Genomic DNA, 26,803 nt, shown 5'->3' on the forward strand with positions numbered 1-26,803 from the left:
CGATGGGTTAAGGCTACAACCTTATTCACTCAGAGTGAAGGCCAGAACCTGAACCGATTCACCCCGATCACTCCCCGTGTCCGGCCCGAGGGGCCGGGCCGGACCGGGGCCGCGGTCAGTCCGCGATCGGCAGGTAGAGCTTCTGGTCGGTGGAGCGGAACGTGTCGGACATTTCGGCGAAGCCGGCTTCGATGGCTTCGGTCGAGGTCAGGCCGCGTTCTTCGGCGTACTTGCGGATGTCGGCGGTGATGCGCATCGAGCAGAACTTCGGGCCGCACATCGAGCAGAAGTGTGCGGTCTTCGCGGGCTCGGCGGGCAGGGTCTCGTCGTGGAAGGAGCGCGCGGTGTCGGGATCCAGGGAGAGGTTGAACTGGTCCTCCCAGCGGAACTCGAACCTTGCCTTGGACAACGTGTCGTCCCAGGCCTGCGCGCCGGGATGCTCCTTCGCCAGATCGGCCGCGTGGGCAGCGATCTTGTACGTGATCACACCGGTCTTCACGTCGTCGCGGTCCGGCAGGCCGAGGTGTTCCTTGGGCGTGACGTAGCAGAGCATCGCCGTACCCAGCCAGCCGATCTGCGCCGCGCCGATCGCCGACGTGATGTGGTCGTAGGCCGGCGCCACATCAGTTGCCAACGGCCCCAAGGTGTAGAACGGCGCCTCGCCGCACAGCTCCTCCTCGAGCCGCACGTTCTCGGCGATCTTGTGCATGGGCACGTGTCCCGGCCCCTCGATCATCACCTGTACGTCGTGCTCCCAGGCGATCCGGGTCAGCTCCCCCAGCGTCCGCAGCTCGGCGAACTGCGCCTCGTCGTTCGCGTCCGCGATACACCCGGGCCGCAGCCCGTCGCCGAGCGAGAACGTCACGTCGTACTCCCGCAGGATCTCGCACAGCTCCGCGAAATGCGTGTACAGGAAGGACTCCTGGTGATGCGCGAGGCACCACGCCGCCATGATCGAACCGCCCCGCGACACGATCCCGGTGATCCGCCGCGCGGTCAGCGGCACGTACCGCAGCAGGACGCCGGCGTGCACGGTCATGTAGTCGACGCCCTGCTCGCACTGCTCGATCACGGTGTCGCGGTACACCTCCCACGACAGCGCCGCCGGATCGCCCTTCACCTTCTCCAGCGCCTGGTAGAGCGGGACCGTACCGATCGGCACCGGCGAGTTCCGCAGGATCCACTCGCGGGTCTCGTGGATGTTCTTCCCGGTGGACAGGTCCATCACCGTGTCCGCGCCCCACCGGGTCGCCCAGACCAGCTTCTCGACCTCGTCCTCGATCGAGGAGGACACGGCCGAGTTGCCGATGTTCGCGTTCACCTTCACCAGGAACTTCTTCCCGATGATCATCGGTTCGCTCTCCGGGTGGCAACGGTTCGCCGGGATCACCGCCCGGCCGCGCGCCACCTCCGCCCGGACGAACTCCGGCTCCAGCCCTTCCCGGACGGCGACGTACCGCATCTCCTCGGTGATCGTCCCGGCCCGCGCGTGCCCGAGCTGGGTCAGCCCGGAGCGCCCGGCGATCCAGTTCCGCCGCAACGGCGGCAGACCGGCCTGTACGTCGATCCGCGCGGACGCGTCGGTGTACGGACCCGAGGTGTCGTAGAGGTCGAAGTACTCGCCGTTGGTGAGGTTGACGCGCCGCGCCGGTACGCCGAGCTCGCCGCGATAGATCTTCTCCGACCCCGAGATCGGACCGGTGCTGACAGTGACCATGCTGCTGCTCCCTACGCCGGAATTACCCGGACAGGTTCTGCGGTCGGCGGCGCCGGCCAGGTCAGATTCCTGGGTCCAGCCGCCCTCTCAGCCCACTACGGTGCGAGCTCCCGCGGTCTGTAGTTGTCAGCGCCCACCATAATCGGGTCATGCGAGACCTCGTGTACCCACCCGTCATCGGCTTCGCCAAGACCGCCTTCTTGGCCCTGGATCTGAAGATCCGCCGGACCGGGACCGAGCACGTCCCGCACACCGGCGGCGCACTGATCGCGATCAACCACATCAGCTACGTCGACTTCATCCTCGGCGGGTACGGCGCGGTGCCCGCCAAGCGGCTCGTCCGCTTCATGGCCAAAGAGGTGCTGTTCCGGAACCGGTACTCCGGTCCGTTGATGCGGGGGATGCACCACATCCCGGTGGACCGGGAGGCGGGCGCGGCGTCGTACCGGACGGCCGTCGACTACCTACGGGCCGGCGAGCTGGTCGGCGTGTTCCCGGAGGCGACGATCAGCCGGTCGTTCGAGCTGAAGGAGTTCAAGTCCGGCACGGTCCGGCTGGCGGCGGAGGCCGGCGTACCGGTACTGCCGATGATCCTGTGGGGCACCCAGCGGATGTTCACCAAGGACCACCCGCGGGACTTCACGCGGCACCGCCCGATCTCGATCAGCATCGGCGCTCCGCTCACCGTGACGCCGGACGACGACCCGGCCGAGGCCACCACCCGGCTGCGCTCGACGATGGCCGGGATGCTCGACGAGAGCATCCGCGGGTACCCGGAGCAGCCGCAGGGCGCCTGGTGGCTGCCGGCCGCGTACGGCGGCGGCGCGCCGACCCCGGAGGAGGCCGAGCGGCTGGACCGCGAGGAGCTCGAGCGACGGGCCGAACGGCGGAGAAGCTCTTGACCCTCGGGGCGGATCGAGGGTACGAAAGCACTCGTTGAGGTAACAGGTACCTGGGGGGTTCCTGTTCGGTGGGCGGCCGCGGCGGCCCGCGTACTCGAGCAGGCGGGGGCAGGGAAGTGTTCGATTCACCGGAAGAGCTCCATCTTTTCGAGCCCGGTGCGCTGACGCCTGCGCCGCACGTGGCCGAGCACATCCCGGACGCGGGCGCGTACTTCGTGGACTGGGCGACCCGGGACCTGTCCGCCGACCGCGCCCGCGAGATCGAGTCCGCGGTGAACGGCCGGCGCAACCAGAACGGGTGGTTCCCGCTGGAGACGCTGGACAGCATCGGCAGCAAGGGCTTCTGGCGCGGCCCGCTGACCTACCTGGCGCGGATGACGGCCGACGACCCGCAGATCGTCCAGGAATGGGCCACGGACGGCCTGCCGGACGAGCAGAGCACCCTTATCGAGGCCACCGTCGACCACCTGCTCCACCAGCAGGGGCACGCGGCCGCGGCCACCTGGGCGGTCGCCGTACGCCCACGCACGTTCCTGGACGCAGAGGTGCTCGGCAGCCGCCTGCTGGCCGCATGGGAGTACAACCTCGGCTCCATCCGCGCTAGGGACGTCGCCAAGGCTGTACGCCGCTGGAACCGCTAGCTAGTGGAACTGCGGGATGATCAGGTACAGCCCGTAGAGCACAGCCGCGAGGCAGGCCGCGAAACACAGCGCAGCAACGCCCGTGTCCACGAACGACGGCTGCCACTTCTCGTCGATCGCGACCGCACGCCGCGACATCGCGGTGACTCCGAACGCGAACAGCACCGCCAGGCCGACGCCGAAGATCAGGCTGACCAGCGCGACCTCACCGAGGGCACTCCAGTTGATGTGCATCGCCGTACTCCTCTCAGGCCGCCGCGGGCGTGGTCGCGGCGGGGGTCGAGCTCGGGTACTCGTTGACGTTGTCCGAGGTCACCGGGCGGCGCCGGGAGGCCGCGTAGATCGCGCCACCGGCGGCGATCGCCAGGACGGCGATGATCACGACGCCGAGGTTGCCGGAGTCCGCCACCTCGCCGGCCAGCGCGCCGACGATCGCGGCGGCCGGCAGCGTCAGCAGCCAGGCCACGGCCATCCGGCCGGCGACCGTCCAGCGCACCTCGGCGAGCCGCTTGCCGAGACCCGCGCCGAGGATGCTGCCGGAGCAGACCTGCGTGGTGGACAGCGGGAAGCCCAGGTGCGACGAGATCAGCAGCACCGACGTGGAGCTGGTCTCCGCGGCGAAGCCCTGCGGCGACTCGATCTCGGCCAGGCCCTTGCCCATCGTCCGGATGATCCGCCAGCCGCCGAGGTAGGTGCCGAGCGCGATCGCCGTACCGGCCGCCAGGATCACCCAGATCGGCGGCCGGGCGCCGGAGTGCAGGCTGCCCGACGTGATCAGCACCAGCGTGATGACACCCATCGTCTTCTGCGCGTCACCGGTGCCGTGCGCCAGCGACACCAGTGAGGCGGACGCGATCTGGCCGGCGCGGAACCCGTCCTCGACCGACTTCTTCCGGGCCCGCGCGGTGATCTTGTACGCCAGGAAGGTCCCGAGCAGCGCGACCACACCGGCCACGATCGGGGCCGCGACGGCCGGGATGATGATCTTCTGTACGACGGTGCCGAAATGTACGGCACTGCTCCCGGACGCGATCCAGGTCGCGCCGATCAGCCCGCCGAAGAGCGCGTGCGACGAGGAGCTCGGCAGGCCGACGTACCAGGTCATCAGGTTCCACAGGATGGCGCCGACCAGGCCGCCGAAGATCACCGGGACGGTCACCTTGGCGTCGTCGACGATGCCGCTCGAGATCGTCTTGGCCACCTCGGTGGAGATGAACGCGCCGACCAGGTTCAGCACCGCGGACACCGCGACCGCGACCTTCGGCTTGAGTGCACCGGTGGCGATCGACGTCGCCATCGCATTGGCTGTGTCGTGGAACCCGTTGGTGAAGTCGAACACCAACGCGGTGACGATCACCACGACGACGAGGAACGACAGGTCCATTCGCGATCACTTCCCCTAGGGCGGACGATCAGCAACGTCGATCGACGGTAGGCCCGGTGAGTGAATTTGAAATGAACCGGTCCAGGGAATTTACTCCAAGATCAGATGGACCAGGCCGTAGACCAGGGCAGCCACGACGCCGGCCGCGGGGATGGTCAGGATCCAGGCGGTGACGATGCCCTTGGCGACGCCCCAGCGGACCGCGGACAGCCGCTTGGTGGCGCCGGCGCCCATCACCGCGGAGGTGATCGTGTGGGTGGTCGAGACCGGGGCGTGCAGGCCGATCGCCATCACGTAGAGGACAGCGGCCGAGATCGCCTCGGACGCGAACCCGCGGGCCGGGTCCAGGTGGATGATCCGGCGGCCGAGCGTCCGCATGATCCGCCAGCCGCCGGAGTACGTCCCCAGCGAGATCGCGGTCGCCGCGGCGATCTTGACCCACAGCGGCACACCCTCGTTCTGCTGTGCGTGCCCGGTGGTGACCAGCGCCAGGAAGATCACGCCCATCGTCTTCTGCGCGTCCTGCAGACCGTGACCGAGCGCCATCGCGGCGGCCGACAGCGACTGCGCCATCCGGAAGCCGCGCGTGGTCTTGCCGGGGTTGCTGTTCCGGAAGAGCCAGAGGATGCCGACCATCAGCAGGAACGCGCCGGTGAAGCCGACGGCCGGCGACAGCACCATCGGGATCACGACCTTGTCGAGGATGCCGGACCACAGCACGGTGCTCGTCGACGCCAGCCCGGCGCCGACCAGTCCGCCGATCAGCGCGTGCGTCGAGGAGCTGGGCAGGCCGAAGTACCAGGTGATCAGGTTCCAGGTGATGGCGCCGACCAGGGCGGCGATCACGATCACCAGGCCGTGCTTGCCGCTCGGCGTGGAGATGATGCCCTTGCCGATGGTCTCGGCCACCTCGGTGCCGGCCAGCGCGCCGAGGAAGTTGCAGGCCGCCGCCATCGCCAGCGCGACCCGCGGTGTCAGCGCCCGGGTGGACACCGACGTCGCGATCGCGTTCGCGGCGTCGTGGAAGCCGTTGGTGTAGTCGAACGCGAGCGCGATGACGACGACGGCGATGACGAGCGTGAACTCCACGCTCAGCTCTCCTTGACCGCGATCTGCTCGACCGTGTTCGCGACGCTCTCGAAGGCGTCGATCGCGGCCTCCAGCAGGTCGACCACGGTCTTCACCTTCATCACCGTGAGGGCCTCGTACTCGCCGCTGAACAGCTTGGCGATCAGCCGCCGGTGGACCGCGTCGCCGGTGTTCTCCAGCCGGTTGATCTCGATCCAGTACTCGGCCAGGTCCTTCATGGTGCGCAGCCGCGGCATCGTCTCGGCGGTCAGCTGGGCGGCCCGCTGGAGCACCTCGATCTGCTCGGCGATCTCCTCCGGCAGCTTCTCCAGGTTGAACAGGTGGACCGAGTCGACGGCCTCCTCCATGAAGTCCATGACGTCGTCGAGGTCCGAGGCCAGCCGGTAGATGTCCTCGCGGTCGAACGGCGTCACGAACGTCGAGTTGACCCGCCGGATGATCGAGTGCGTGGTCTCGTCGGCCGCGTGTTCCGCGTCCTTCATCTGGGCGGCGATCTGGTGGCTGGCGGACAGCCCGGTACCCGCCGTACTGCCGAGCAGCTCCGCCAGGATCCGGGATCCGTCCACGAGGTGGTTGGCGGACTCGGTGAAAAGGTCGTAGAACGTCGGGTCGTTCGGACGCAGACGTAACGGCACTTCAAGCTCCGGGTGAACGAGGGACAAACCGTGAACATGCTAGGGGGAACGGACCGCTGACGCGGCATCCGGCCGGGTCAACGTATCGCGTCGTTATGAACTGGCCTTTCCGATCCCGCACTGTCGGTAACCGATCGGTTTCATCGAGTGAGTACGGCGTACAGGTCGAAGAGCCCGACGACGAGCACCAGACCGGCCGCGACCCGGAGCACCTGCTCGTGCCCGAGGTGGTGCACGGCGCCGCCCCTGGACCGCCGGTAGACGGCGCTGACCGCGGTCCAGCAGCCCAGGGAGAGCACCAGAACGACGATTCCGAGACCGGTCCGGACCTCTGACGACCCGTGGCCGGAGGCGAGCAACAGCATGCCGTTGGCAATCAGTCCGAGCGCCGTACGGCGCCACGCGAGCAGCGTCCGCTCCGGCTGCCGCCCTGGATCCGGTGTGCTCATTCCCACACTCATCGCCAGAGCGAGAACAGCAGCCCGATCAGGCCGACCGTCGCGATCGTTGCCCCCAGCATCAGCGGCAGCCGGCTGGCCGGCAGCGCACCGCCGCGACGGATCGCGGTCAGGTTCAGCTGCCAGCGGCGGAACGCACCGGCGGTGGTGACAATTCCGGTGAGGACCAGCACGATCCCGATGATCCGGGCTGGCCATCGGTCCGGGCCGAGGTCGAGGAACTGCACGGCGGACAGGCCGCCCGCGTAGCAGGCGAGCGAGGTCCGCAGGTACGCCAGGTAGGTGCGTTCGTTCGCGAGGGTGAACCGGTAGTCGGGCTCTTCTTCCTCGCTCATCCGCAGCTCACGAGGCCGTAGTCCTGTTTGAGGGTCAGCACACGCCGCACGCTACTCGTCAGCTTCGCGGCGAAGATTTCGTCCTGCTGGGCCTTGGCGACCAGCGCGTTCACCATGGCCGCGGTCAGCCCTGACTCGGCGTTGATCACGATGTCGCCACCGGCCGCCACGAACCGGGTCGCCCGGTCGCCGGCCGGGACCGCCTTCACCTCCGCCGCCGAGCCGACGTCGTCGGTGATCACCACGCCCTGCCAGCCCAGGTCGCCGCGCACCATGCCCTGGATCACGGTCGGCGAGAACACGGCCCGGTTCTTCGGGTCGATCTTGCTGTACGTCACGGTCGAGACCATCACCATCGACGTACCGGCCTTGATCCCGTCCGCGAACGGCTGCAGGTCCGCGTCACCGCGGACCGTGACGTTGTCCACCACGCCGGACGCGAAGTCGGTGTTGCCGCGGACCCTGCCGAGGCCCGGGAAGTGCTTGACCGAGGTCGCGATCCCGGCGTTGCGCATGCCCTGGACGAACGCCGTGACGCCCTGACCCGCCTGCTGCGGCGTGTCGCCGTACTCACGGTCCAGCTGGCCGACCGGCGCGTTCTGCGACTTGAGCGATGCGGGTACGACGTCGGCGACCGGCGCGAGGTCGACGTTGACGCCGGCCTGCTTCAGCTGGCTGCCCCACTCCTGGGCCTGTGCGGTGAGCTTCGAGCTCGACCAGGTGCCCTGGACCGTCGCAGCTGGGATCCGGTCGAACCCGGGGCCCTTGAGCCGCTGGATCTTGCCGCCCTCCTGGTCCGCTGCGATGAACGGGCGCACCCCTTCGACGGTGGCGGCCGACCGCACCGCCGCCATCGCCGTACGGGTGCTTGCCAGGCTGCCGCCGTTGCCGACCAGGAACACGCCGCCGGACTTCTGCTGCCGTACGACGGCACGCTGGGCCGACGTCATACCGGTGCCGTCGATGCCGGTCATGATCAACTGACCGGCCTGCTCGCGGAGGGTGAGCGCCTTGAGCTTCTGGTCGACACAGCTCGGCGCTTGGCTCGGCGTCGATGTTTGGGTCGGCGTCTGTGTTTGGCTCGGGCTCGTTGTGTTCGCGGTGGGTGTGGTGGCCGGGCTGCTCGGTTCTTCGGTCACCGGGACCGTCGACGACGGGACGGTGCTCGGTCCTGCTGTCGGTTGGGAGCCCTTGCCACCGCAGCCGGCGACGACGAGTGCAGTCAGCGCGATCAGCGCGACCGGGCGTCTCATCTCAGTTTCGCTCCCACGCCGCACGGTCCACGGTGTCGCCCGAGTGCCGCGCCAGCGTCGCACAGACGTCGTACAACTGCTCGACCTGCTCGGGGGTGAGCGCGTCGAAGATCGACGTCCGTACCTCCTCGACGTGCCCAGGAGCTGTGTCGACCAGCTTCTGCCGACCGAGTTCGGTGAGGATCGCGACCTGCCCCCGGCGGTCGGACTCGATCCCCTCGCGCCGCACCCAGCCGTTCTGCTCGAGGCGGCTGACCGCGTGCGAGAGCCGGCTGCGGGAGCCGAGGGTCGCGACGGCGAGTTCACTCATCCGCAGCCGGTTGCCCGGCGCCTCGGACAGCCGGACCAGAATCTCGTAGTACGTGTGCGGGATGCCGGCGTCGCGCTGCAACTGCTGCTCGATCCGGCTGCTCACTACCCGCTGCGCCGCGATGTACGCACGCCACGCCTGCGCTTCCGTCTGGTTCAGCCACCGGGGTTCCGCCATCCCCGCAGCGTATCCGCAGTACGGCGGCAGCACAGATCAGCATGCCGACGACCGCGAGTACACCAATCGTCTCGTCGAAGATCAAGAACGCGAACAGCATCGTGGTCGGTGGAACGAGATAGAGCAGCGAGCTGATTCTGGTGGCACCGGAGAGCTTGAGGTTCACCAGGTACAGGCCCCAACCACCGCCGGTTGCCAGCAGGACCAGCCAGACGACAGCACCGTAGAAGCCGGGCTCGCTCGGCACCGTCAGCCTGTTGGTCGACGCAGCCAATGCGGTGAACAGGACGGCCGAGGTGAGGCTTTGGATGGCCAGGGCATCGAGCGAGCTCGTACTGGGACGGCGTTTCCGCTCGAGGCATGTGCCTGCGACCAGACCGAGGAGGCCGCCGATCGGTACCAGGAACAGCAGTGGCGAGCCGTGGCCGGCGCTGAGGTCGTCGGCGACGACGAGGCCGACGCCTACGAGACCGAGGACCAGGCCGAGCCATTGGCGACGGTTGACCCGTTCACCGAGCACCGGCCCGGCGACGGTCGCGATCAGGATCGGCTGCAGCGAGCCGATCAGCGCGGTGACCCCGGCGGTAATGCCGTGGTCGATCCCGGTGAAGATCAGGCCCAGGTAGACGAACTGGGTCAGGAACGCCATCGACACCTGGGTCACCAGGTCGAGCCGGGAGATCCGCGGCCGGCGTACGGCGAGGATCACAACGGCGAGCGCGCCCGCGACCAGGAACCGCCAGGCAAGCAGGTCGAACGCGTTCGTGTACTCGGTTCCCCAGCGCGCGCCGATGAAGCCGCAGCTCCAGAACACCACGAAACCGGCGCCGGCGGCCAAGCTCAGTACCTTCATGCCGAGACAGTAACCACACCGGTCGGTATACTGTCAGTATGCCGGCCCAGCAGCTGAGACTGCTCGTGGATCGCCGGGTGCCCGCGGCACCGCGGCTGACGCCCGCGGGCGAGCGGATCCTGGCGGCCGCCTCGATCCTGTTCTACGACCAGGGCATCCGGACCGTCGGTGTCGACGCGATCGCCGCGGCCGCGGACGTGACCAAGAAGACGCTGTACGACCGGTTCGGCTCGAAGGACCGGCTGATCGCGGCGTACCTGGAGGAACGGGACCGGACGTGGCACCGGTTCCTCGACGAGCAACTGGCGGAGCGGAACCCGGCGACGCCCGAAGCGATGATCCTGGCGCTGTTCGCGGCGCTGACGGACTGGCTGGCCGGTTCGCGGAACGGGTGCGGGTTCATCAACGCGAGCGTCGAACTGGCCGCGCCGGACCATCCGGCAATGCCGGTGATCGTCGGCCAGAAGCAGTGGCTGCGCGCGGAGTTCGAGGCGCAGGCCCGGGCCGCCGGGTTCGCGGATCCGGGTGAGCTGGCCGACCGGCTGCTGCTGCTCCACGAGGGAGCGCTCGTCAGCTACCGGGTCGCGGCGATGGCCTCGGCACCGGAGGTCGCGGCCCGCGCGGCGGCCGACCTCCTCGCCGGGTGGCCGCGCTAGCTACTGCTGCGCTTGGTGACGGTCAACCCGACGAGGCGGGACACGACCATGGCGACGTACCCGACGCCGGCCAGCTGTTCGAGCATGACGACCGAACGGCCCCACGAGGTGACCGGGACGATGTCGCTGAGACCGGTGCTGGACATCGTGGTGAAGCTCAGGAACAACAGCTCCATCCATGTACGGTCGTTGTCCGCGGCAACGGCCGCGGTGAAGCTGCCCGGCACGAGCGCCTGGACGAACACGTACAGATACGCGAATCCCCAGGCCACCAGCGTGAACGTGGCACCGGTCGCGAACAGCTCGTCGACGCTCACGTCGTGGTCGGACAACATGTACCGGAGCAGGCTGTACGCCGTTAGAAGTAGAAGGCCGCGTGCAGTACGCCGGAGATCGCGACGACCGGTTCTGCCGGGTTGAACGCGTCGAGGACCGAGAGCACGACCGCCGGAATGCCCAGGCCGACGCTGACCCAGGTCAGGCCCGGCGTGGCGCGGACCGAGACGACCGCGAGCCCGAGTACGACGATGCCGAGGATCTCGAACGCGACCCGGCCGGGGCTGGAGCCCTCCATCGCCGGGTAGACCAGAACGCCGAGCAGCTGGACGACGAGCAGCACCGCCGACGGGTTCCTCCGGGCGTATCCGAGGACCTTCATCGGTCGCTCTCGCGGGAGGCGATGATCGCGGCCCGGCGCGCCAGCCGGTGACTGCGGCGGATCTCCGCCTCCCGGAGCCGGCGCCGGTCCTCGTCGGTGACCGGCTGCACCTGCGGCACCTCACGCGGCTGCCCGTTCTCGTCGACCGCGACGAACACCAGGTATGCCGACGCGACGTGCACCTGCGGGCCGACCGCGTCCCAGCGGTCCGCGGCGATCCGGACGCCGACCTCCATCGAACTGCGCCCCGTCCAGTTCACCTGCGCGCTGAAGTGCACGACGTCGCCGACCCGGACCGGGACCAGGAACACCATCTCGTCCATCGACGCGGTCACCGCCGGACCGCCGGAGTGCCGCGCGGCGACCACGCCCGCGGCCGAGTCGACCAGCGTCATGATCACCCCGCCGTGCACGGTGCCGAGCAGGTTGGTCTCGTTCTGCGCGGTGATGTGCGACAGCGACAGCCGGGTCTCCGAGGTCGGCCGCGACGACGGGCTGCTGGACATGCGCACACTCCTTGGGACTTTCCTGCCGGGACTGCCGCAGAGTATCCGGCAGGTTGTCCACAGGTCCGGATCGGCGGTTCCGGGCGGGCCCGATCCTCGTACCTTCTCTGCCGACTTCCCCCGCAGCTCCGCCGATCTGGAGGCCCGCGATGCCCGTCGACACCACCGAACATGCCCACGGCAACAACTATTGCCACGACCGTCCGGGCCTCCCCGACCCGATGCTGCCGCCGCTGACCCGGCGGCAGGCCGATCGGATGGTGCGGCTCGCGCTGACGGCGGCCGCCGAGCTCGGCGTGTCCCTCACCTATCGCGGCGACGCCGCGCTGGTGCCGGCGGTCCGATCCGCCGGCGAGCCGGTGCTCGGGATCAGCAATCTCGCCCGCGTTGTCGGCCAGTTCGAGGAGGACCGCTGGCCGGAGATCGTCGCGGACCACGTTGCCGCGATCATCGGCCAGTTCCGCGCGGGCGCGCCGGCGCCGCCGGACGATCCCGAGCGCCGGCTGATCCAGCGGATCGTGGCCCGCGACTCGTTGCCGGTCAGGTGGACCACGGACCGGCCGGACTTCCTGCCCGGGCTGGTCGCCGTGCCGTCCACGGTCGACGGCGCCCTGATCACGATGTTCCTGGAGCCTGACGATCTGACGGTCAGCCCGACGGACGCCGACCGGTTCGGACTCGCGAATCTCCGCCGGCTCCAGGACCAGGTGACCTACCTCGACGGCCAGGGCATCCGGATCGCGCTGATCAGCGGCAACGGGTTTGCCGCCTCCCGGGCGCTCGTCCTCGACACCGTGCTCCGCGAGAGCCTGCAGCTGCAGCACGCGCCGTACGGCGTGCTCGCCGCGTTGCCCGCCCGCGACGCGCTGATGCTGCACGTCATCGAGGACCTGGGCGTGCTCCCGGCGTTGGGCCTGATGCTGAATCTCGCGTCCCGCTGCTACGACCGCGATCCCGGTCCGCTGTCCCCGGAGGTGCATCTGGTGACGCCCGAGCTGGTCTGGCACCGCGCCACCACTTCCATGACCGATGACGGGCGGCTGCGGCCGTCAGCCGAGCTCGGAGCGCTCGCGCGACGGCTCGCCGCCCGTGAAGAGACTCGCTGATCTCAACCAGCAGGAGGTGTGAAATGACCAGGCCAGTCGCGGTAGCGGATCCGGGAGATCTCGCGGACCTCGCCGAGCGTGCTCCATTCGTCCTTACCGAGCCGGGCGAGCGGGCGGAGCCGATGGACGTCCGGATGGTCGCCGTCCAGCACGGCGGCATCGATCGCGAGATGCCGGACCTGCCCGATGACCAGCGTGCAGTCGCCGATCGGCAGCGTGGTGTGCAGCGTGCACTCGAGCGCGACCGGCGACTCCGCGACCCGCGGTACGGCGATCGTCCGGGACGGCTCGGCGGTGACGCCGATCGCCTCGAACTCCGAGACCTCCGGCGGGAAGTTCGTCCCGGAGGCATTCACCTGCTCGTAGAGCGGTTCGGCGGCGAAGTTGACCACGAACTCGCCGGTCGCCTCGACGTTGTTCAGGCTGTCCTTGCGGCCGACCGAGGTGAACTGCACCATCGGCGGCTGCACCGAGGCGACCGTGAAGAACGAGTGCGGCGCCAGGTTCAGCACCCCGGCGGCGGAGCGGCTCGACACCCACGCGATCGGCCGCGGGACGACCACGGAGTTCAGCAGTGCATAGAACTCCCGGCGCCCGGCGCTCTCCGGATCCACATCGACACGCACGCCCGCAGTACATCAAACTCGGTGGATGCCGCCGTACCCGCCTCTCGGGGCGGCGGTCCGGACGAGCGACGGAGCTGTGGATTGGGCGAGCAGGACGACTTCCTGGGCCAGGTGGCCACGGTGGCGCGACGGCACGGGGTCGGCCCCGGCGAGGTGCGGGAGGTCCCCGGCGGGGTGGCGAACCGGGGCTTCGTGCTCGGCGAGCAGTTGTTCCTGCGGGTCAGCCGGCCTGGGTACGAGGACGACCTGCGCAAGGAGATCCACGTCGTACCGGCCGCCCGGTCGGTCGGCGTACTGACACCGGCGATCGTCGAGTACGACGCCGGCCGGCAGCTGATCGACGCGCCGTACGTCGTGATGGAACAGGTCCACGGGACCGAGCCGACCGAGGTACCCGCCGGGCTCGCGGAACAGCTTGCGCGACTCCACCAGATCGAGCAGCCCGGTCCTGCTGCGCTGCCGGAGGTGGAGGAGGACGGTTGGGGTGATCCTTGGCGGACGATCGAGGATCTCGCCGATCGGGGGTTCATCGATCCCGGGACGGCGACCTGGCTGAGCGGGTGGTTCACCCGGCTGGCCGAGCGCGTGGACGCCGGCGGGCCGAAGGTCCTGATCCACGGAGACGTTGCCGCCCACAACCTTCTGGCCGGACCCGGCAACGACCTCCGCGCGTTGATCGACTGGGGCGACGCCGCATGGGCCCCACCCGCCATGGACTTCGCCAAGCTCCCGCTGACCCAGGTCGCCGCACTGCTCCCCGCCTACCAGCACCACCTGCGCTCGCCGGCCGCGACCCGGCGTACTTCCCCCACCGTCCACACTGCCGCCTCCGCCTCCGCCCGCACCGCCGGCTCCTCGGACTCCGAGCACGAACTGGCCGCCGCGATCCTCTGGTTCCACCTCTCCTGGGCCCTCGCCAAACTCCCGGCCGCACCATGGCCCAACCAACGCCACTGGACCGCGCCCACGACCAGCCGTCTGCTCGGCCTCCTGCAGTTCTTCACCACCACGCCACCCGCCCCGTGGGGCGACCTCGTCTGAGGATCAAGAAGGTGGGGTTCTTGGTGTCAGTGATGGCGTTTCTGCTGAAAAACAAGGGGGTTTGAACTTGTTGACCGATGGGGCAGACTGGGGCTTCGTGACTGATTATGTGGCGGCTGCGGGCCGGTACGACGACCAGATGACCTACCGGCGGACGGGCCGGAGCGGGCTCCAGCTTCCGGCGATCTCGCTGGGGTTGTGGCACAACTTCGGTGACGACAAGCCGTTCACGACGCAGCGGGACATCCTGCGGCGGGCGTTCGACCTCGGCGTCACGCACTTCGACCTGGCGAACAACTACGGCCCGCCGTACGGCTCGGCCGAGACGAACTTCGGGACGCACTTCGCGCGGGACTTCACGCGGTACCGGGACGAGCTGGTCATCTCGACCAAGGCCGGGTACGACATGTGGCCGGGGCCGTACGGTCAGGGCGGCGGGTCGCGGAAGTACCTGCTCGCGTCGTTGGACCAGTCGCTGAGCCGGATGGGGCTCGACTACGTCGACATCTTCTACTCGCACCGGTTCGACCCGGACACGCCGCTCGAGGAGACGATGGGCGCCCTGGACGCGGCCGTCCGCTCCGGCAAGGCGCTGTACGCCGGGATCTCGTCGTACTCCGCCGACCGGACGCGCGAGGCGGCGCGGATCCTGGAAGAGCTCGGTACGCCGCTGCTCATCCACCAGCCGTCGTACTCGATGCTGAACCGGTGGATCGAGGAGGACCTGCTGGACGCGGTGGGTGAGCTCGGCGTCGGCGTGATCGCGTTCTCGCCGCTCGCGCAGGGTGTGCTCACCAACCGGTACCTGGACGGCATCCCCGCCGACTCGCGGGCGGCCCAGGGCAAGTCGCTGAACCCGGATTCGCTGACCGAGGACACGCTGAAGCACGTCCGCGCGCTGGCCGAGATCGCGAAGCAGCGCGGCCAGTCCGTCGCCCAGCTCGCCCTCGCCTGGACGCTCCGCGACGACCGCGTCACCAGCGCCCTGATCGGCGCGTCCAGCGTCGCCCAACTCGAGGACAACCTGGCCACCGTCCGCAACCTCGGCTTCTCCCCCGAGGAACTCGAGGCCATCGACGCCGACGCCGTAGAAGCCGGCATCAACCTCTGGAAGAAGAGCTCCGACGCCTAATCCCCCACACCCCCGAACGCCCGCCACCCCCACGGCGGGCGTTCCGCTTGTCCCACCTCCCTTCCCCACCTCCCCGATACACCGCATCCTGCTCCCTTCCCCACCTCCCCGGTGCACGGCATCCCGCCTCCCCACCGCGCGCACCACCTCCCCACCAGCACCCCACCACACGCACCACCTCCCCACCACCACCCCGGTCCGCGGCGTCCTGCTTCCGTTCCACGCACTCCACCACCCCACCGCCCCGGTGCAGGGCATCCCACCTCCCCACCTCACGTCCCGGCTCTCCACCACCCCCGTGCACCGCATCCTGCTTCCTTCCCCACCTCCGCGGTGCACGGCATCCCGCCTCCGCACCACACGCACCACCTCCTCTCCACCACCCGGTCCGCGGCATCCCACCTCCCCACCACACGCACCACCCCCACCACCACCCCGGTTGTTCGTCGACGGTCGCGGGCGGACGAGGTTACGGAGGGGTTAGGGATGGTTGCGGTTTGGGGCTGATGGGCACAGGCTGGGAGTGACATCTGGAGGTGGTTGTCGTGACCGCTTCGACGCTCGAAATGGCCCTGACCTACGAACACGCGCGGATTCGGGAGCTGGCCGAGCCGGCTCATCATCCGGATGCGGCGCATCCTGAGCACCGGCATCAGACGGACTGGTTCTACGCGATCGCGGCGCAGCATCTGGCGGCGGCCGAGGACGTGCTGGTACCGCACATCCGGCGGCTCCCGGACGGGGCCGGGCTGGTTGGCAAGTACGTCGGGAACGCGAAGGAACTGGAGCGCTCACTGCGCTACCTGAAGGGACGGCAGTACGGCGACAGCCGGTTCCTGCATCTCCAGCACCACGACCTGTGGCAGCAGATCGACCGGCTGCTCGACGAGCACGAGGCGATGGAGGCGACGTACAGCCGGCAGATCACCGAGGAGCTCGCCGGCCCGGAGGTGAACGCGCTGACCGAGAACCTGCTCGAGGCCGAGGAGGTCGCGCCGACCAGGGCGCACCCGGCCTCGCCGCACACCGGGATGGCCGGCCGGATCGCGCACCGGATGTGGCGGATGGCCGACAACGCCTGGGACAGCGCCGAGGGACGCGTCGTACCGATCAAGTACCACGCCCACCCGAAGCGCGACTCCGCGCTCTCGCACTACTTGTACGGCACCCCGATGCCCCACCAGGAGGAGGAGCAGCAGCAGTAACTGGGATCTCCCCCCGCCGGAACCACGCCCCGTGGCAGGGCCTGTCCTTCTCCCGGTGCGGCCGGCCGAGACCACGCCCCGTAGCAGAGCCTGTCCATCTCCCGGCGCCTCCGGCCGGGACCACGCTCGGTGGCAGCGCCTGTCCTTCTCCCGGTGCCTCCCGCTGGGATCGTGCGCCGTGGCGAGGGCATCCGCTCCTCGCGGTGCGGCCCGCCGGGTCTACGCAGCAGTGGAAGGCCCGGTTCCCGCGGATGGCTCCGTGGGGACCGGGCCGGGTGGGTCGGCTTCCACTGCGCCTGGTTGTGGGAGCCGGCCCGGGACCCGTCGCCGCTGCGCCTGAGGTGCGGTGCCGGGACCCTGCGTCCTCCCCCGCTGCGCCTGGTGTGCGGGGGAGGACGGTTCGTGGGGTTATCGCAGGCCGTCGATCGCCTTCTTCGCGCCGGGGTGCAGCGGCACCGGGTCGGTCTTGTCGGCGTTGTCCAGCGTGATGCCCTTCGCGGCCGCGTTCACCGTGACCAGGGCGTCCAGGTTGTCGTAGAGCGTCTTCGTGAGCTGCTCGGCGAGGTCGTCCTTCATGTCCTTGCGGACCAGCAGGACGTTCGGTACGACGATCGTCGCGACGTCGGCCGGCTGCTTGTAGGTCGCCGCAGGGATCGGCGCCGCCGAGTACACCTCGCCGTACTTCTCCTGCATTTTGGGCAGCAGATCCGTGATCGGCAAGAGTTTCACGCCGTTGCCCATGCTGGTGACCAGGTCGGTGATGCCGCCGGTCGGCAGTCCGCCGGACCAGACCAGTGCGTCGATCGAGCCGGATTTCATCGCGTCCACCGACTCCGGCAGCCCGAGCCGCTGCGCGGTCACGTCCTTGGCCGGGTCCATCCCCGCGGCCTGGAGCAGCCGGCGCGCGATCACCTCGGTGCCGGAGTTCGGCGAGCCGGTCGAGACCCGCTTGCCCTTCAGGTTCGCGATCGAGTTGATGCCGGCCGACGTCCGTACGGCGACCTGCGTGTAGTTGTTGTACAGCCGGGTGAGCGCGACCACGTCCTGCTTGCTCTTGAAGCTGTTCACGCCGTTGACCGCGTCCGCCGCGGAGTCGCCGAGCGAGAACGCGACGTCGTAGTTGCCGCTGACCAGGCCCTGGATGTTCTGCACCGAAGCCCCGGTCTCACTCGCGGTCGCACGGTAGCCGGACATCTTCTGCGAGATCACCGAGGCGAAAGCACCGCCGAGCTGGTAGTAGACGCCGGTCGTGTTGCCGGTGGCAATCGTCAGCCGCCCGCCGCCGTCCGAAGAGCCGGCCGGTTGCCGCTGGCCACCACAGGCGGCCAGGGAGACGACAGCAAGAAGCGCCACAACGGGTCGAAATCTCATGCGGTTCCTTCCTCGGCAGTGGCCTGGCGCTGTCGCCGGACCAGGTTGATGACCACGGCGACAAGTAGCAAACAGATTCCGGCCGTGATGGTTACGGGCGCCAGGTAGAGCAGCAGCGCGGCCGCCGGTACGCAGACCGCCCGCTCGATCCAGGTCGCCCGGACGACCACCCAGCCGCCGGTGACCACGGCCAGCGCCGCGACGGCCAGCATCGACACCAACGTGGTCCAGACCATGCCGACGAACGATCCCTGACCGAGCAGGTGCGAGCCGTTGTCGGTGAGCACGAACGCGAACGGCACCAGGAACGCGGGCAGCGTGTACTTCCACGCCTGCCACATCGTCGGGATCACCCGGCCGCCGGTGATCGCGGCGGTCGCCACGGCGGCCAGCGCGGTCGGCGGCGACACCTCGGAGAGTACGGCGTAGTAGAAGATGAACATGTACGCCTCGGGCTGCGTCACCCCGAGGTTCACCAGCGCCGGCGAGATGATCACCGCCGCGATGATGAACGACGCGGTCACCGGTACGGCGAGACCAAGGATCATCACGGCCAGCCCGGACAGCACCACGGTCAGGATCAGCACGACGGTGTGGTTGTCGGTCAGCCCGTGTGCGGCGTTCACGATGATCTCGGCGAGGTTCAGCCCGAGCCCAGTCTGCGTGGTGACCGCGACGATCACGCCCGCGGTCGCGCAGGTGGCCACCACTGGCAGCACCGAACGGGTGCCCTGGGCAAGCGCTTTGAACAGCGGCCGCCCGGTCAACCGGTGCTCACGATCCAGGAACGACAGCCCGAACTGGATGATCACCGCGTAGACCACGGCCTTGAACGGCGGTACGTCGACCGCCATGAAGCCGATGATCACGAACAGCGACAGGAAGTGGTACCCGAACCGGAGCAGCAGCCGCCACGCCGACTGCCCCGAATTCCCCGAGGCCGACGTCGTCCCGTGCTTGCGGGCGTCGATCTCGATCGCGAGCAGGATGCCCAGGTAGTACAGGATCGTCGGGATCACCGCGAACCCGAGCACCTTCAGGTACGACACCTGCAGGAACTCCGCGATGATGAACGCGGCCGCCCCGAGCGTCGGCGGCGACAGGATCGCGCCGATCCCGGACGCGGCGAGCATCCCGCCCGCCGGTTCGGGCGGATACCCGGCCCGGCGGAGGATCGGCCACGAGACGGTGCCGAGCGACACCGCGGTCGCCGTACCGGAGCCGGACACCGTGCCGAGCAGAAAGCCCGCCAGCGTGACGGTCCGGCCGGGCGCCGTACGGCTGCGTCTGAAGGCCGCGAACGACAGGTTGATGAAGAACTTGCCCGCGCCCGAGTAATCGAGCACCGCGCCGTAGATCGTGAACAGCACGATGTACGACGCGGCTACGCCCAACGGGGTCCCGTAGAAACCCGCCGTACCCATCGTGAACTGGGCGATGATCGCGTCGAAGTTGAAGCCCTGGTGCGCAAGCGCCCACGTGTACGGCAGGTACCCGCCGTAGTACGCGTACGCGATGAAGACCAGGCAGAAGATCGGCAGCACCCAGCCCGTCGTACGACGGCACGCTTCCAGCAGCAGGACCAGCAACAACGCGCCGGCGACAACGTCCAGCGCCGTAGGGTCCTGCCGACGCTCCAGGTATCCGTCGAAGTTCAGGAGCGGGTAAACGCAGACAACCAAGGCAAGCACGGCGAGGGCCCAGTCCAAGATGCCAGGGTCGTCGTGCGAGCGCCTGCGGCCCGGAAACGCTCGGTAACACAGCAGAGTCATCGGCAGGACCGCTGCGAGAAAGATCACCAGATAGAACTGCGTGCCTTGTGGTAAAGGAATGAAGACCTGGGCGAGCACCCCGACGCTGACGACCGCGCACCAGACCGAAAGCACCAGGTCCAGGCCGGGACGCAACCGCCGCGCCGGGCGTTCCTGCTCGTACTCCGCCAGTTCTTCGTCGGTGGGCGCGGCGGCCCCTTCCCCGTCATCAATACCGACAGTCATCGACCGGCTCCCTCCTGTGCCCGGAAGGCTAATGTTGCCGAACACTGCATGGAGTCACGTGATTACGTCTTTACCAAGATCTGACACATGAGGCCGTGACCTGGCCTACGATCACCGCATGAGTGGCGCGGTCCGGATTCTGCTGGTCGAGGACGATCTCGATATCGCCAATGCCCTGATACCCGCCCTGCGGCGTTACGGCCTGATGGTGACGCACGTGCGGACGGCGGCGGACGCCTTGGCGGCGGACCCCGGCGACCTGGTCCTGCTGGACCTCGGGTTGCCGGACGGGGACGGCATCAACGTGTGCCGGCAGATCCGTACCGTCTCCGATGTGCCGGTGATCGCGGTGACCGCGCGTGGTGAGGCGGCCGACCGGGTCCGGGGGTTGCGCAGCGGCGCCGACGACTACGTGGTGAAACCGTTTGCCATTTCCGAGCTGCTGGCCCGCATCGATGCTGTACTTCGTCGTACCGGTCTCTTGCAGCCCCGCCCCCGGGTGACTGTCGGCGACCTGACCGTGGACATCGAGGCCCGTACGGTCCAGGTGGCGGACAAGCCCATCAGTCTGACCCGCAAGGAGTTCGACGTGCTCGCAGTACTGGCCGCGCACCACGGCCGGGTGGTCCCCCGGGAACAGGTCGCGCTGTACGCGTGGCAGTCCGTGTTCGAGGCGTCGTCGCGGACGATGGACGTGCACGTCGCCAGCCTGCGCGCCAAGCTCGGCCGGCCCGAACTGGTGCAGACCATCCGCGGCGTCGGCTACCGCCTGGGTTCGGACTGACCGTTGCGCCGTCGACTACTGCAGTCCCTCGTCCCGATGGTCGTCGCCCTCGCCATCGTCGCGGTGATCCCGCTGGCGAACTTCATCGCCACGAGTACGTCGCGCACCCTCTTCCTGTCCCGCAGCAACGACGCGGACTGGTTCGCCGCGATGGCCGAAGGCCCGCTGCAGACCGGTGACATCGCGAACCTGCGCGAGCTGGCGGTCCGCTACGAGGAGCTCTACAACACCCCCGTCTTCGTCGTCGACGTCGACTCCCGCGTGATCGCCACCTCCAGGTCCGGCGTGGACGTGAAGGAGGACGACATCGCGACGGCCCTGCACAGCACGCTCGCGGGCCGGCTGCCACCGGAGCCGCCGGCGATGTGGCCGTGGCGTTCCGGCGAGATGATCGTCTCCCGTCCGGTCGTCAACAACGGCTCCGTGCTCGGTGCCGCCGTACTGCGGGTGCCGACCGAGAAGGCCCGTGACCAGGTGCAGAGCGGGCTGCTGCTGCTCCTCGGTGGGCTGCTGATCAGCATCGGCGCGATCATCGTCGGTATCGTCCGGCCGATCACCCGGTGGGTGCTGCGGCCGCTGCAGGACCTCGACAACGCGACCCACCAGATCACCCGCGGCGCGCTCGACACCCGGGTGTCGACCGACGGCCGCGCACCGGAGCTGAGACGGCTGGGCGACAGCTTCAACTCGATGGCGCTGAGCCTGCACCAGGCCCGGCAGCGTGAGCGGGAGTTCGTCGCGGACGCGTCGCACCAGCTGCGGACGCCGCTGACGTCGGCCCGGATCCACATCGAGGGCCTGTCCCGGCTGTCCCCGACCGCGCGGTTCGCGCTCAGCGACATCGACCGGCTCGGCCGGATCGTCCAGCGGCTGTCCCGGCTGGCCGGCTCGGACCGACCGTCGGGCGAGGCCGAGGGCAACGAGGAGCCGCTGGATTTGGCCCAGGCGGTCAAGGAGCGGCTGGTCGGCTGGAAGGCCGTGTACGCCGCGGACGACATGGAACTGATCGTCGGCGAGATGGTCCCGGGCGGGGTCGCGCCGGAGCTCGAGGTCGACGACATCCTCGACGTACTGCTCGACAACGCCTCGAAGTACGGCTCCCCGCCGGTGGAGGTCTCGGTCACCCGGGACGGCACCGAGGTCGTGATGTCGGTCCGCGACCACGGTCTCGGCCTCGGCTCGCGGGACCTGAAGAAGGTCGGCGAGCGGTTCTGGCGGAGCGCGCACCACCGGGAGATGCCGGGCACCGGCCTCGGCCTGGCGATCGTCCGCTCCGAGGCGGCCCGGGTCGGCGGCCGCGTGGTCGCCCGCCCACCGATCGGCGGCGGCCTGGTGATCGAGGTCCGCGTCCCCCTCCTCGAGGACTACGACGCCTGACCCGACCCGCCACCACCACACACGAGGGGATGTCTCCTCGGTCAGATGTGGTTCTGGCGGTACCAGCGTTCGGCGGCGGGGTGCAGCGGGACCGGCATGGTCGCGATGGCTGACCGGGGGTCCAGCGCGCCGGCCTCCGGGTTGCCGGGAGGCGTCGGGCTGGCGCCGGGCGTCGCCGGGGTGGCTCCCGGGACCAGGACGCCCTTGACCAGGTCGTTCTGCCGGCGGAACAGCGTGTTGACCGTCCACCAGGCCCACGAGTCGGACAGGTCGGTCCGGGCGATCAGGTAGTTCGGGATCGCGAGCGTCGGCACCGACTCGGCCAGCCCGTACTGCGACGGCGGGATCGGCGCGACCAGGAACCCGCCGAACTCCATCAGCGCGATCGCCTGCGCGACACCGCCGATGTTCAGCAGCCGGAACCCGATGGTCTTCTGCAGCGCGGCGATCGGATCAGTCGGCACGCCGCCGCTCCAGAAGAAGGCGTCGAGAATCCCCTTCGTGGCCTTGGGTTCCGGCTGGATGGCGGCGGCCATCTCGGTCAGCGTCATGTTCCGCCGGATCACCTGGATCTTGTCCGGGTCCAGCCGCTTCGCCGGTTCCACCCTCGCGTTGGCCATGATCGCGTCGGCCCTGGCCCGGTCCAGGATCATGTTCGCAACGATCTCGGTACCTGAGCCCTTCGGGCCGACACCGACGACCGTCCGCCGCGTCGGGGCGTCGCTGCTCGGGAACAGGTCCGCGAGTTCTTTCGCCTTCGACGCCATCGGTACGACGACGTGGACGTAGTTGTCGTACACCCGGGCCAGCGCGCAGAACTTGCGCCGGCCGGTGGCAAACGCGCCGGTCCCCTCGTAGGCCGCCAGCGCGGTGTCCGACGTGCAGAACCCGAGATCGGCCTTGCGGCTGGCGACCTGGTTCAGGTTGTCCACGGACCCGTCGCTCACCTTCGGCGTCAGCTCGACGCCGGTGACCTCGCTCACCAGCTCGGACAGCGCCGCTCCGAAGACGTTGTAGACGCCGCCGGCGTTCCCGGTGGCGAAGACAGCCTTCTCCGACGGCGCGGGCTCATCCGCTCGGCCGCGGGAGCAGCCCGGCAGCAGCAGCCCGGACGCGGCGGCGGCGCCGAAACCGAGCAGGCTGCGGCGGGTCAGGCCTGTCGGCCGGGCGGAGGCGGGCAGGCGGGGGCGATCCATGCAGACAACCTAGACAACAATCAGGCCGAGCGGGTAGCCGTGCCATGGCCCCGCAACCCAACCGCTACCCGGAGTTTCGTGGCGAAACTGCGTCTGGACGCGCCCGGGGTTGGTGTGACAGCGTTGTCATCCGTGCGGCCGTAGCGGCCGTGTGAGGATCCTTTCCCGGAGGCTGATTTCGTGCACGACGACCGTCAACTCATCGAGGAGCGGCTCAGGCGCGCCCTGCGGGAGCGGCTCCGCCCCGCGATCTACGGCGCGGCCGTCGGTCTGGACATCGAGGTGTGGCACGCACCCGGTGAGCCCGTGACCCCTGCCGAGGCGCTCGCCCAGACCTACGAGAAGGCCGAGATCGGCCTGCCGTGGGGACCCGCGTGGGGCACCGCCTGGTTCAAGTTCAGCGGCCAGGTGCCGGCCGAGTGGGCGGGCAGCGAGATCGAGGCGGTCATCGACCTCGGCTTCAGCGGCGGCCCGGGCTTCTCCGCCGAGGGCCTGGTGCACACCACCACCGGCCGGCCGCTCAAGGGCCTGCACCCGCGGCAGACCTACGCCCCGCTGTCGATCCTCGGCCCGGACGGTACGGCGGCCTCCGCCGGCGACACGGTCGAGTTCTACGTCGAGGCGGCCGCGAACCCGGAGATCCCGCTCGACAACGCGGACGCGAAGACCGACATCGGCGCCGGCCTCGGCGACCACCCGATCTACCAGCTGACCCGCGCCGACCTGGCGGTGTTCAACGCCGAGGTGTGGGACCTGATCCTCGATCTCGAGGCGCTCGACAGCCTGCAGAAGGAGCTGTCGATCCAGGAGCCGCGGCGCAAGGAGATCCTGCGCGCGTTGAGCCGCTCGCTGGACGCGCTGGACTACGAGGACGTCGCCGGTACGGCCGCGGCCGCCCGCGCCCAGCTCACCGACGTACTGAGCCGGCCGGCGCATGCCAGCGCGCACCAGTTGTCCGCGGTCGGGCACGCGCACATCGACTCCGCGTGGCTGTGGCCGCTGCGGGAGACGCGCCGCAAGGTGGCCCGGACGGTGTCCAACGTTGCCACGCTCGCCGAGGAGTACCCGGAGCTGGTCTTCGCGTTCTCGCAGGCGCAGCAGCACGCGTGGGTGAAGGAGAACTACCCGGAGGTCTGGGAGCGGCTGAAGAAGGCCGTTGCCGAGGGCCACATTGTTCCGGTGGGCGGTATGTGGGTCGAGTCCGACACGAACCTGCCCGGCAGCGAGGCGCTGGCGCGGCAGTTCGTGCATGGCAAGCGGTTCTTCCTGGACGAGTACGGGATCGACACCCAGGAGGTCTGGCTGCCGGACTCGTTCGGCTACACCGCGGCGCTGCCGCAGCTGGTGAAGCTGTCCGGGTCGAAGTGGTTCCTGACGCAGAAGATCTCCTGGAACAAGGAGAACAAGTTCCCGCACCACACGTTCTGGTGGGAGGGCCTGGACGGGACCCGGGTGTTCACCCACTTCCCGCCGATCGACACGTACAACTCCGACCTGTCGGGGCGTGAGCTCGCGCACGCGCAGCGGAACTTCGCCGAGAACGGCGCGGCGACCCGGTCGCTGGTTCCGTTCGGGTACGGCGACGGCGGTGGCGGCCCTACCCGTGAGTTCGTCGCGACCGCGCGCCGGGTCAAGGACCTGGAGTCCTCGCCTCGCGTCACCATCGAATCGCCGACGGAGTTCTTCAGCGCGGCCGAGGACGAGTACGCCGAGCACGCGCCGGTCTGGTCCGGTGAGCTGTACCTGGAGATCCACCGGGCGACGTACACCTCGCAGGCCAAGACCAAGCAGGGCAACCGGCGGACCGAGCACCTGCTCCGCGAGGCCGAGCTGTGGAGCGCCGCGGCCGTTGTCGCGGGCAAGCTCGACGTCTACCCGTACGAGGACCTGGACCGGCTGTGGAAGGTCGCGCTGCTGCACCAGTTCCACGACATCCTGCCCGGCTCGTCGATCTCGTGGGTGCACCGCGAGGCCGAGCGGACCTACGCGAAGATCGCCGACGAGCTCGACGCGATCATCTCCCGCGCGCAGCAGGCCCTGGCCGGCGAGGGTGACGAGCAGATCGTGTTCAACGCCGCGCCGCACGGCCGCAACGGCGTCGCCGGACTCGGCGCAGGCGTCGCTACCACCGCGGGCCCGGCGGTCACCGTCGAGAACGGCGTGATCGACAACGGCCTGATCCGGGTCACGATCGACGAGCGCGGCCTGATCACCTCGCTGTACGACGTCGAGGCGGACCGCGAGGTCATCGCACCAGGTGCCGTGGGCAACCTTCTCCAGCTGCACGTGGACACCCCGAACCACTGGGACGCGTGGGACGTCGACTCGTTCTACAAGAACAACGTCCGCGACGTGACCGAGGTCGACAGCGTCGACTTCAGCACCGACGACGACGAGGCCGTCGTCGTGGTGAATCGCTCGTTCGGCCGATCCACCGTCACCCAGACGCTGCGGGTCCGCCCGGGCGCCAAGCGGGTCGACATCGAGACCGAGATGGACTGGCACGAGTCGGAGAAGTTCCTGAAGGCGGCGTACCCGGTCGACGTGCACGCGGACCGGTCCGCGTCCGAGACGCAGTTCGGGCACATCTTCCGGCCGACCCACCAGAACACCTCCTGGGACGCGGCGAAGTTCGAGATCGCGGCGCACCGCTGGGTGCACGTCGGCGAGCCGGGGTACGGCGTTGCCGTGGTCAACGACTCGACGTACGGCCACGACATCAACCGGACCGCCCGCGAGGACGGCGGTACGACGACCACGATCCGTACGTCGCTGATCCGGGCGCCGCGGTTCCCCGACCCGAAGACCGACCAGGGCGTGCACGTGGTCAACCACGCGCTCGTCGTCGGCGCGGGCATCCCCGAGGCGATCGAGGAGGGCTACCGGATCAACCTCCCGGAGCGGGTCGTCACCGGCGCCGGCGCGGTCGACCCGATCGTTGCCGTCGACAACCCGAACGTGATCGTCGAGGCGGTCAAGCTGGCCGACGACCAGTCGGGCGACGTCGTCGTCCGCCTGTACGAGTCCACCGGCGGCCGCTCCCGCGCGACGGTCACCCCGTCGTTCGCGGCTGCGTCCGCCGCCGAGGTCGACCTCCTCGAACGCACCTTGGCGGACCGGGACCTGCAGGACAACGGAGTCACCTTCGAACTCCGCCCCTTCCAGATCCTCACCTTGCGCTTCAAGCGCGCCTGACACATCCCCACCTCCGCGCCCGACGCCGCCACACGGCGCCGGGCGCGGTTGTTCGTTGGCAGCTCCACCGGCCCAGCTGGACCGACCGAAAGCGTGCTCAGCCTCCCGCAGCACCCCCCGCAGCACCCCCCGCAGCACCCCCCGCAGCACCCCCCGCAGCACCCCCCGCAGCACCCCCCGCAGCACCCCCCGCAGCACC

General features: G+C 69.3%; 27 protein-coding genes and 1 riboswitch. Of the genes, 10 read left to right on the forward strand and 17 right to left on the reverse strand.

Going from position 1 to position 26,803, the window contains the following annotated elements; translation table 11 throughout:
• Positions 1-115: 115 nt before the first annotated feature.
• Positions 116-1,717 carry a phosphomethylpyrimidine synthase ThiC gene (thiC, locus tag ACFV9C_RS37845; RefSeq protein ID WP_380201541.1) on the reverse strand — a complete coding sequence of 534 codons (1,602 nt, stop codon included), beginning with the start codon at positions 1,715-1,717 and terminating at the stop codon, positions 116-118.
• Positions 1,709-1,839: riboswitch (TPP riboswitch) on the reverse strand. It overlaps the preceding gene by 9 nt.
• A gap of 27 nt (positions 1,840-1,866) precedes the next feature.
• On the opposite strand from thiC, the gene ACFV9C_RS37850 reads away from it, so the two are divergent.
• The gene (locus tag ACFV9C_RS37850) at positions 1,867-2,619 is read left to right on the forward strand and encodes a lysophospholipid acyltransferase family protein (RefSeq protein WP_380201543.1); all 753 of its coding nucleotides are present in this window, start codon (positions 1,867-1,869) and stop codon (positions 2,617-2,619) included.
• Between the two features lie 116 nt (positions 2,620-2,735).
• A complete protein-coding gene (locus ACFV9C_RS37855; RefSeq protein ID WP_380201545.1) occupies positions 2,736-3,260 on the forward strand; it encodes a hypothetical protein in 525 nt (174 codons plus the stop codon).
• Here ACFV9C_RS37855 and ACFV9C_RS37860 read toward each other — a convergent pair whose 3' ends face one another.
• From ACFV9C_RS37860 to ACFV9C_RS37900, 9 genes are all read right to left on the reverse strand, one after another.
• Positions 3,261-3,494: a hypothetical protein gene (locus tag ACFV9C_RS37860; RefSeq protein ID WP_380201547.1), complete on the reverse strand. Its 234-nt coding sequence runs from the start codon at positions 3,492-3,494 to the stop codon at positions 3,261-3,263.
• A 13-nt stretch (positions 3,495-3,507) separates the two neighbouring features.
• Positions 3,508-4,644 carry an anion permease gene (locus ACFV9C_RS37865; protein WP_380201549.1) on the reverse strand — a complete coding sequence of 379 codons (1,137 nt, stop codon included), beginning with the start codon at positions 4,642-4,644 and terminating at the stop codon, positions 3,508-3,510.
• A gap of 90 nt (positions 4,645-4,734) precedes the next feature.
• Complete coding sequence (locus tag ACFV9C_RS37870; protein WP_380201551.1) at positions 4,735-5,733, reverse strand: anion permease; 999 nt, start codon at positions 5,731-5,733, stop codon at positions 4,735-4,737.
• Positions 5,734-5,735: 2 nt separating this feature from the next.
• The gene (locus ACFV9C_RS37875) at positions 5,736-6,368 is read right to left on the reverse strand and encodes a DUF47 domain-containing protein (protein ID WP_380201553.1); all 633 of its coding nucleotides are present in this window, start codon (positions 6,366-6,368) and stop codon (positions 5,736-5,738) included.
• A 140-nt stretch (positions 6,369-6,508) separates the two neighbouring features.
• On the reverse strand, positions 6,509-6,817 hold the full coding sequence (locus ACFV9C_RS37880; RefSeq protein ID WP_380201555.1) for a DUF202 domain-containing protein: 309 nt from the start codon (positions 6,815-6,817) through the stop codon (positions 6,509-6,511).
• Between the two features lie 8 nt (positions 6,818-6,825).
• On the reverse strand, positions 6,826-7,161 hold the full coding sequence (locus tag ACFV9C_RS37885; protein ID WP_325041540.1) for a DUF202 domain-containing protein: 336 nt from the start codon (positions 7,159-7,161) through the stop codon (positions 6,826-6,828).
• On the reverse strand, positions 7,158-8,414 hold the full coding sequence (locus ACFV9C_RS37890; RefSeq protein WP_380201557.1) for a glycoside hydrolase family 3 N-terminal domain-containing protein: 1,257 nt from the start codon (positions 8,412-8,414) through the stop codon (positions 7,158-7,160). Before ACFV9C_RS37890 ends, ACFV9C_RS37885 begins: the two co-directional genes overlap by 4 nt.
• Before the next feature lies 1 nt (position 8,415).
• On the reverse strand, positions 8,416-8,829 hold the full coding sequence (locus tag ACFV9C_RS37895; protein WP_380201559.1) for a MarR family winged helix-turn-helix transcriptional regulator: 414 nt from the start codon (positions 8,827-8,829) through the stop codon (positions 8,416-8,418).
• Positions 8,717-9,754 carry a DMT family transporter gene (locus ACFV9C_RS37900; protein ID WP_380201561.1) on the reverse strand — a complete coding sequence of 346 codons (1,038 nt, stop codon included), beginning with the start codon at positions 9,752-9,754 and terminating at the stop codon, positions 8,717-8,719. The genes ACFV9C_RS37895 and ACFV9C_RS37900 overlap by 113 nt, the downstream gene beginning before the upstream one ends.
• A gap of 38 nt (positions 9,755-9,792) precedes the next feature.
• On the opposite strand from ACFV9C_RS37900, the gene ACFV9C_RS37905 reads away from it, so the two are divergent.
• Positions 9,793-10,410 carry a TetR/AcrR family transcriptional regulator gene (locus ACFV9C_RS37905; RefSeq protein ID WP_380201563.1) on the forward strand — a complete coding sequence of 206 codons (618 nt, stop codon included), beginning with the start codon at positions 9,793-9,795 and terminating at the stop codon, positions 10,408-10,410.
• On the opposite strand, the gene ACFV9C_RS37910 is transcribed toward ACFV9C_RS37905, so the two are convergent.
• From ACFV9C_RS37910 to ACFV9C_RS37920, 3 genes are read right to left on the reverse strand one after another with little or no spacing between them, the layout of a single operon-like run.
• The gene (locus ACFV9C_RS37910) at positions 10,407-10,745 is read right to left on the reverse strand and encodes an ion channel (protein WP_380201565.1); all 339 of its coding nucleotides are present in this window, start codon (positions 10,743-10,745) and stop codon (positions 10,407-10,409) included. The two genes, ACFV9C_RS37905 and ACFV9C_RS37910, sit on opposite strands and share 4 nt — an antisense overlap.
• 23 nt (positions 10,746-10,768) lie before the next feature.
• Positions 10,769-11,068, reverse strand: a complete 300-nt coding sequence (locus tag ACFV9C_RS37915) for a hypothetical protein (RefSeq protein WP_380201567.1) — start codon at positions 11,066-11,068, stop codon at positions 10,769-10,771.
• On the reverse strand, positions 11,065-11,574 hold the full coding sequence (locus ACFV9C_RS37920; protein ID WP_380201570.1) for an acyl-CoA thioesterase: 510 nt from the start codon (positions 11,572-11,574) through the stop codon (positions 11,065-11,067). The genes ACFV9C_RS37915 and ACFV9C_RS37920 overlap by 4 nt, the downstream gene beginning before the upstream one ends.
• Before the next feature lie 149 nt (positions 11,575-11,723).
• Between ACFV9C_RS37920 and ACFV9C_RS37925 the strand changes: the two genes are divergently transcribed.
• Complete coding sequence (locus ACFV9C_RS37925) at positions 11,724-12,680, forward strand: hypothetical protein (RefSeq protein WP_380201572.1); 957 nt, start codon at positions 11,724-11,726, stop codon at positions 12,678-12,680.
• 2 nt (positions 12,681-12,682) lie between these two features.
• On the opposite strand, the gene ACFV9C_RS37930 is transcribed toward ACFV9C_RS37925, so the two are convergent.
• A complete protein-coding gene (locus tag ACFV9C_RS37930; protein WP_380201574.1) occupies positions 12,683-13,306 on the reverse strand; it encodes a flavin reductase family protein in 624 nt (207 codons plus the stop codon).
• Between the two features lie 81 nt (positions 13,307-13,387).
• Here ACFV9C_RS37930 and ACFV9C_RS37935 point away from each other — a divergent pair, with 81 nt between their 5' ends.
• The 3 genes from ACFV9C_RS37935 to ACFV9C_RS37945 all read left to right on the forward strand — a co-directional run bounded on the left by ACFV9C_RS37935 (position 13,388) and on the right by ACFV9C_RS37945 (position 16,684).
• Complete coding sequence (locus tag ACFV9C_RS37935; protein WP_380201576.1) at positions 13,388-14,347, forward strand: phosphotransferase family protein; 960 nt, start codon at positions 13,388-13,390, stop codon at positions 14,345-14,347.
• Between the two features lie 97 nt (positions 14,348-14,444).
• Positions 14,445-15,479: an L-glyceraldehyde 3-phosphate reductase gene (gene mgrA, locus ACFV9C_RS37940; protein ID WP_380201578.1), complete on the forward strand. Its 1,035-nt coding sequence runs from the start codon at positions 14,445-14,447 to the stop codon at positions 15,477-15,479.
• Positions 15,480-16,024: 545 nt separating this feature from the next.
• On the forward strand, positions 16,025-16,684 hold the full coding sequence (locus tag ACFV9C_RS37945) for a hypothetical protein (RefSeq protein ID WP_380201580.1): 660 nt from the start codon (positions 16,025-16,027) through the stop codon (positions 16,682-16,684).
• A 408-nt stretch (positions 16,685-17,092) separates the two neighbouring features.
• On the opposite strand, the gene ACFV9C_RS37950 is transcribed toward ACFV9C_RS37945, so the two are convergent.
• Entirely contained in the window at positions 17,093-18,055 is a 963-nt protein-coding gene (locus tag ACFV9C_RS37950; protein WP_380201582.1) for a TAXI family TRAP transporter solute-binding subunit, read from the reverse strand.
• Complete coding sequence (locus tag ACFV9C_RS37955) at positions 18,052-20,052, reverse strand: TRAP transporter permease (protein ID WP_380201584.1); 2,001 nt, start codon at positions 20,050-20,052, stop codon at positions 18,052-18,054. Before ACFV9C_RS37955 ends, ACFV9C_RS37950 begins: the two co-directional genes overlap by 4 nt.
• A 118-nt stretch (positions 20,053-20,170) precedes the next feature.
• On the opposite strand from ACFV9C_RS37955, the gene ACFV9C_RS37960 reads away from it, so the two are divergent.
• Complete coding sequence (locus ACFV9C_RS37960) at positions 20,171-20,836, forward strand: response regulator transcription factor (RefSeq protein WP_012918592.1); 666 nt, start codon at positions 20,171-20,173, stop codon at positions 20,834-20,836.
• Positions 20,837-20,872: 36 nt separating this feature from the next.
• Positions 20,873-22,213 carry a sensor histidine kinase gene (locus ACFV9C_RS37965; RefSeq protein WP_380201586.1) on the forward strand — a complete coding sequence of 447 codons (1,341 nt, stop codon included), beginning with the start codon at positions 20,873-20,875 and terminating at the stop codon, positions 22,211-22,213.
• 41 nt (positions 22,214-22,254) lie between these two features.
• Here the strand turns inward: ACFV9C_RS37965 and ACFV9C_RS37970 are convergent, their stop codons facing one another.
• Entirely contained in the window at positions 22,255-23,409 is a 1,155-nt protein-coding gene (locus ACFV9C_RS37970) for a TAXI family TRAP transporter solute-binding subunit (protein WP_380201588.1), read from the reverse strand.
• A gap of 180 nt (positions 23,410-23,589) precedes the next feature.
• On the opposite strand from ACFV9C_RS37970, the gene ACFV9C_RS37975 reads away from it, so the two are divergent.
• Positions 23,590-26,604, forward strand: a complete 3,015-nt coding sequence (locus tag ACFV9C_RS37975) for an alpha-mannosidase (protein WP_380201590.1) — start codon at positions 23,590-23,592, stop codon at positions 26,602-26,604.
• Positions 26,605-26,803: the final 199 nt, after the last annotated feature.

The sequence above is a fragment of the Kribbella sp. NPDC059898 genome (genome assembly GCF_042730855.1).
In the GTDB taxonomy this organism is placed as follows: Bacteria; Actinomycetota; Actinomycetes; order Propionibacteriales; family Kribbellaceae; genus Kribbella.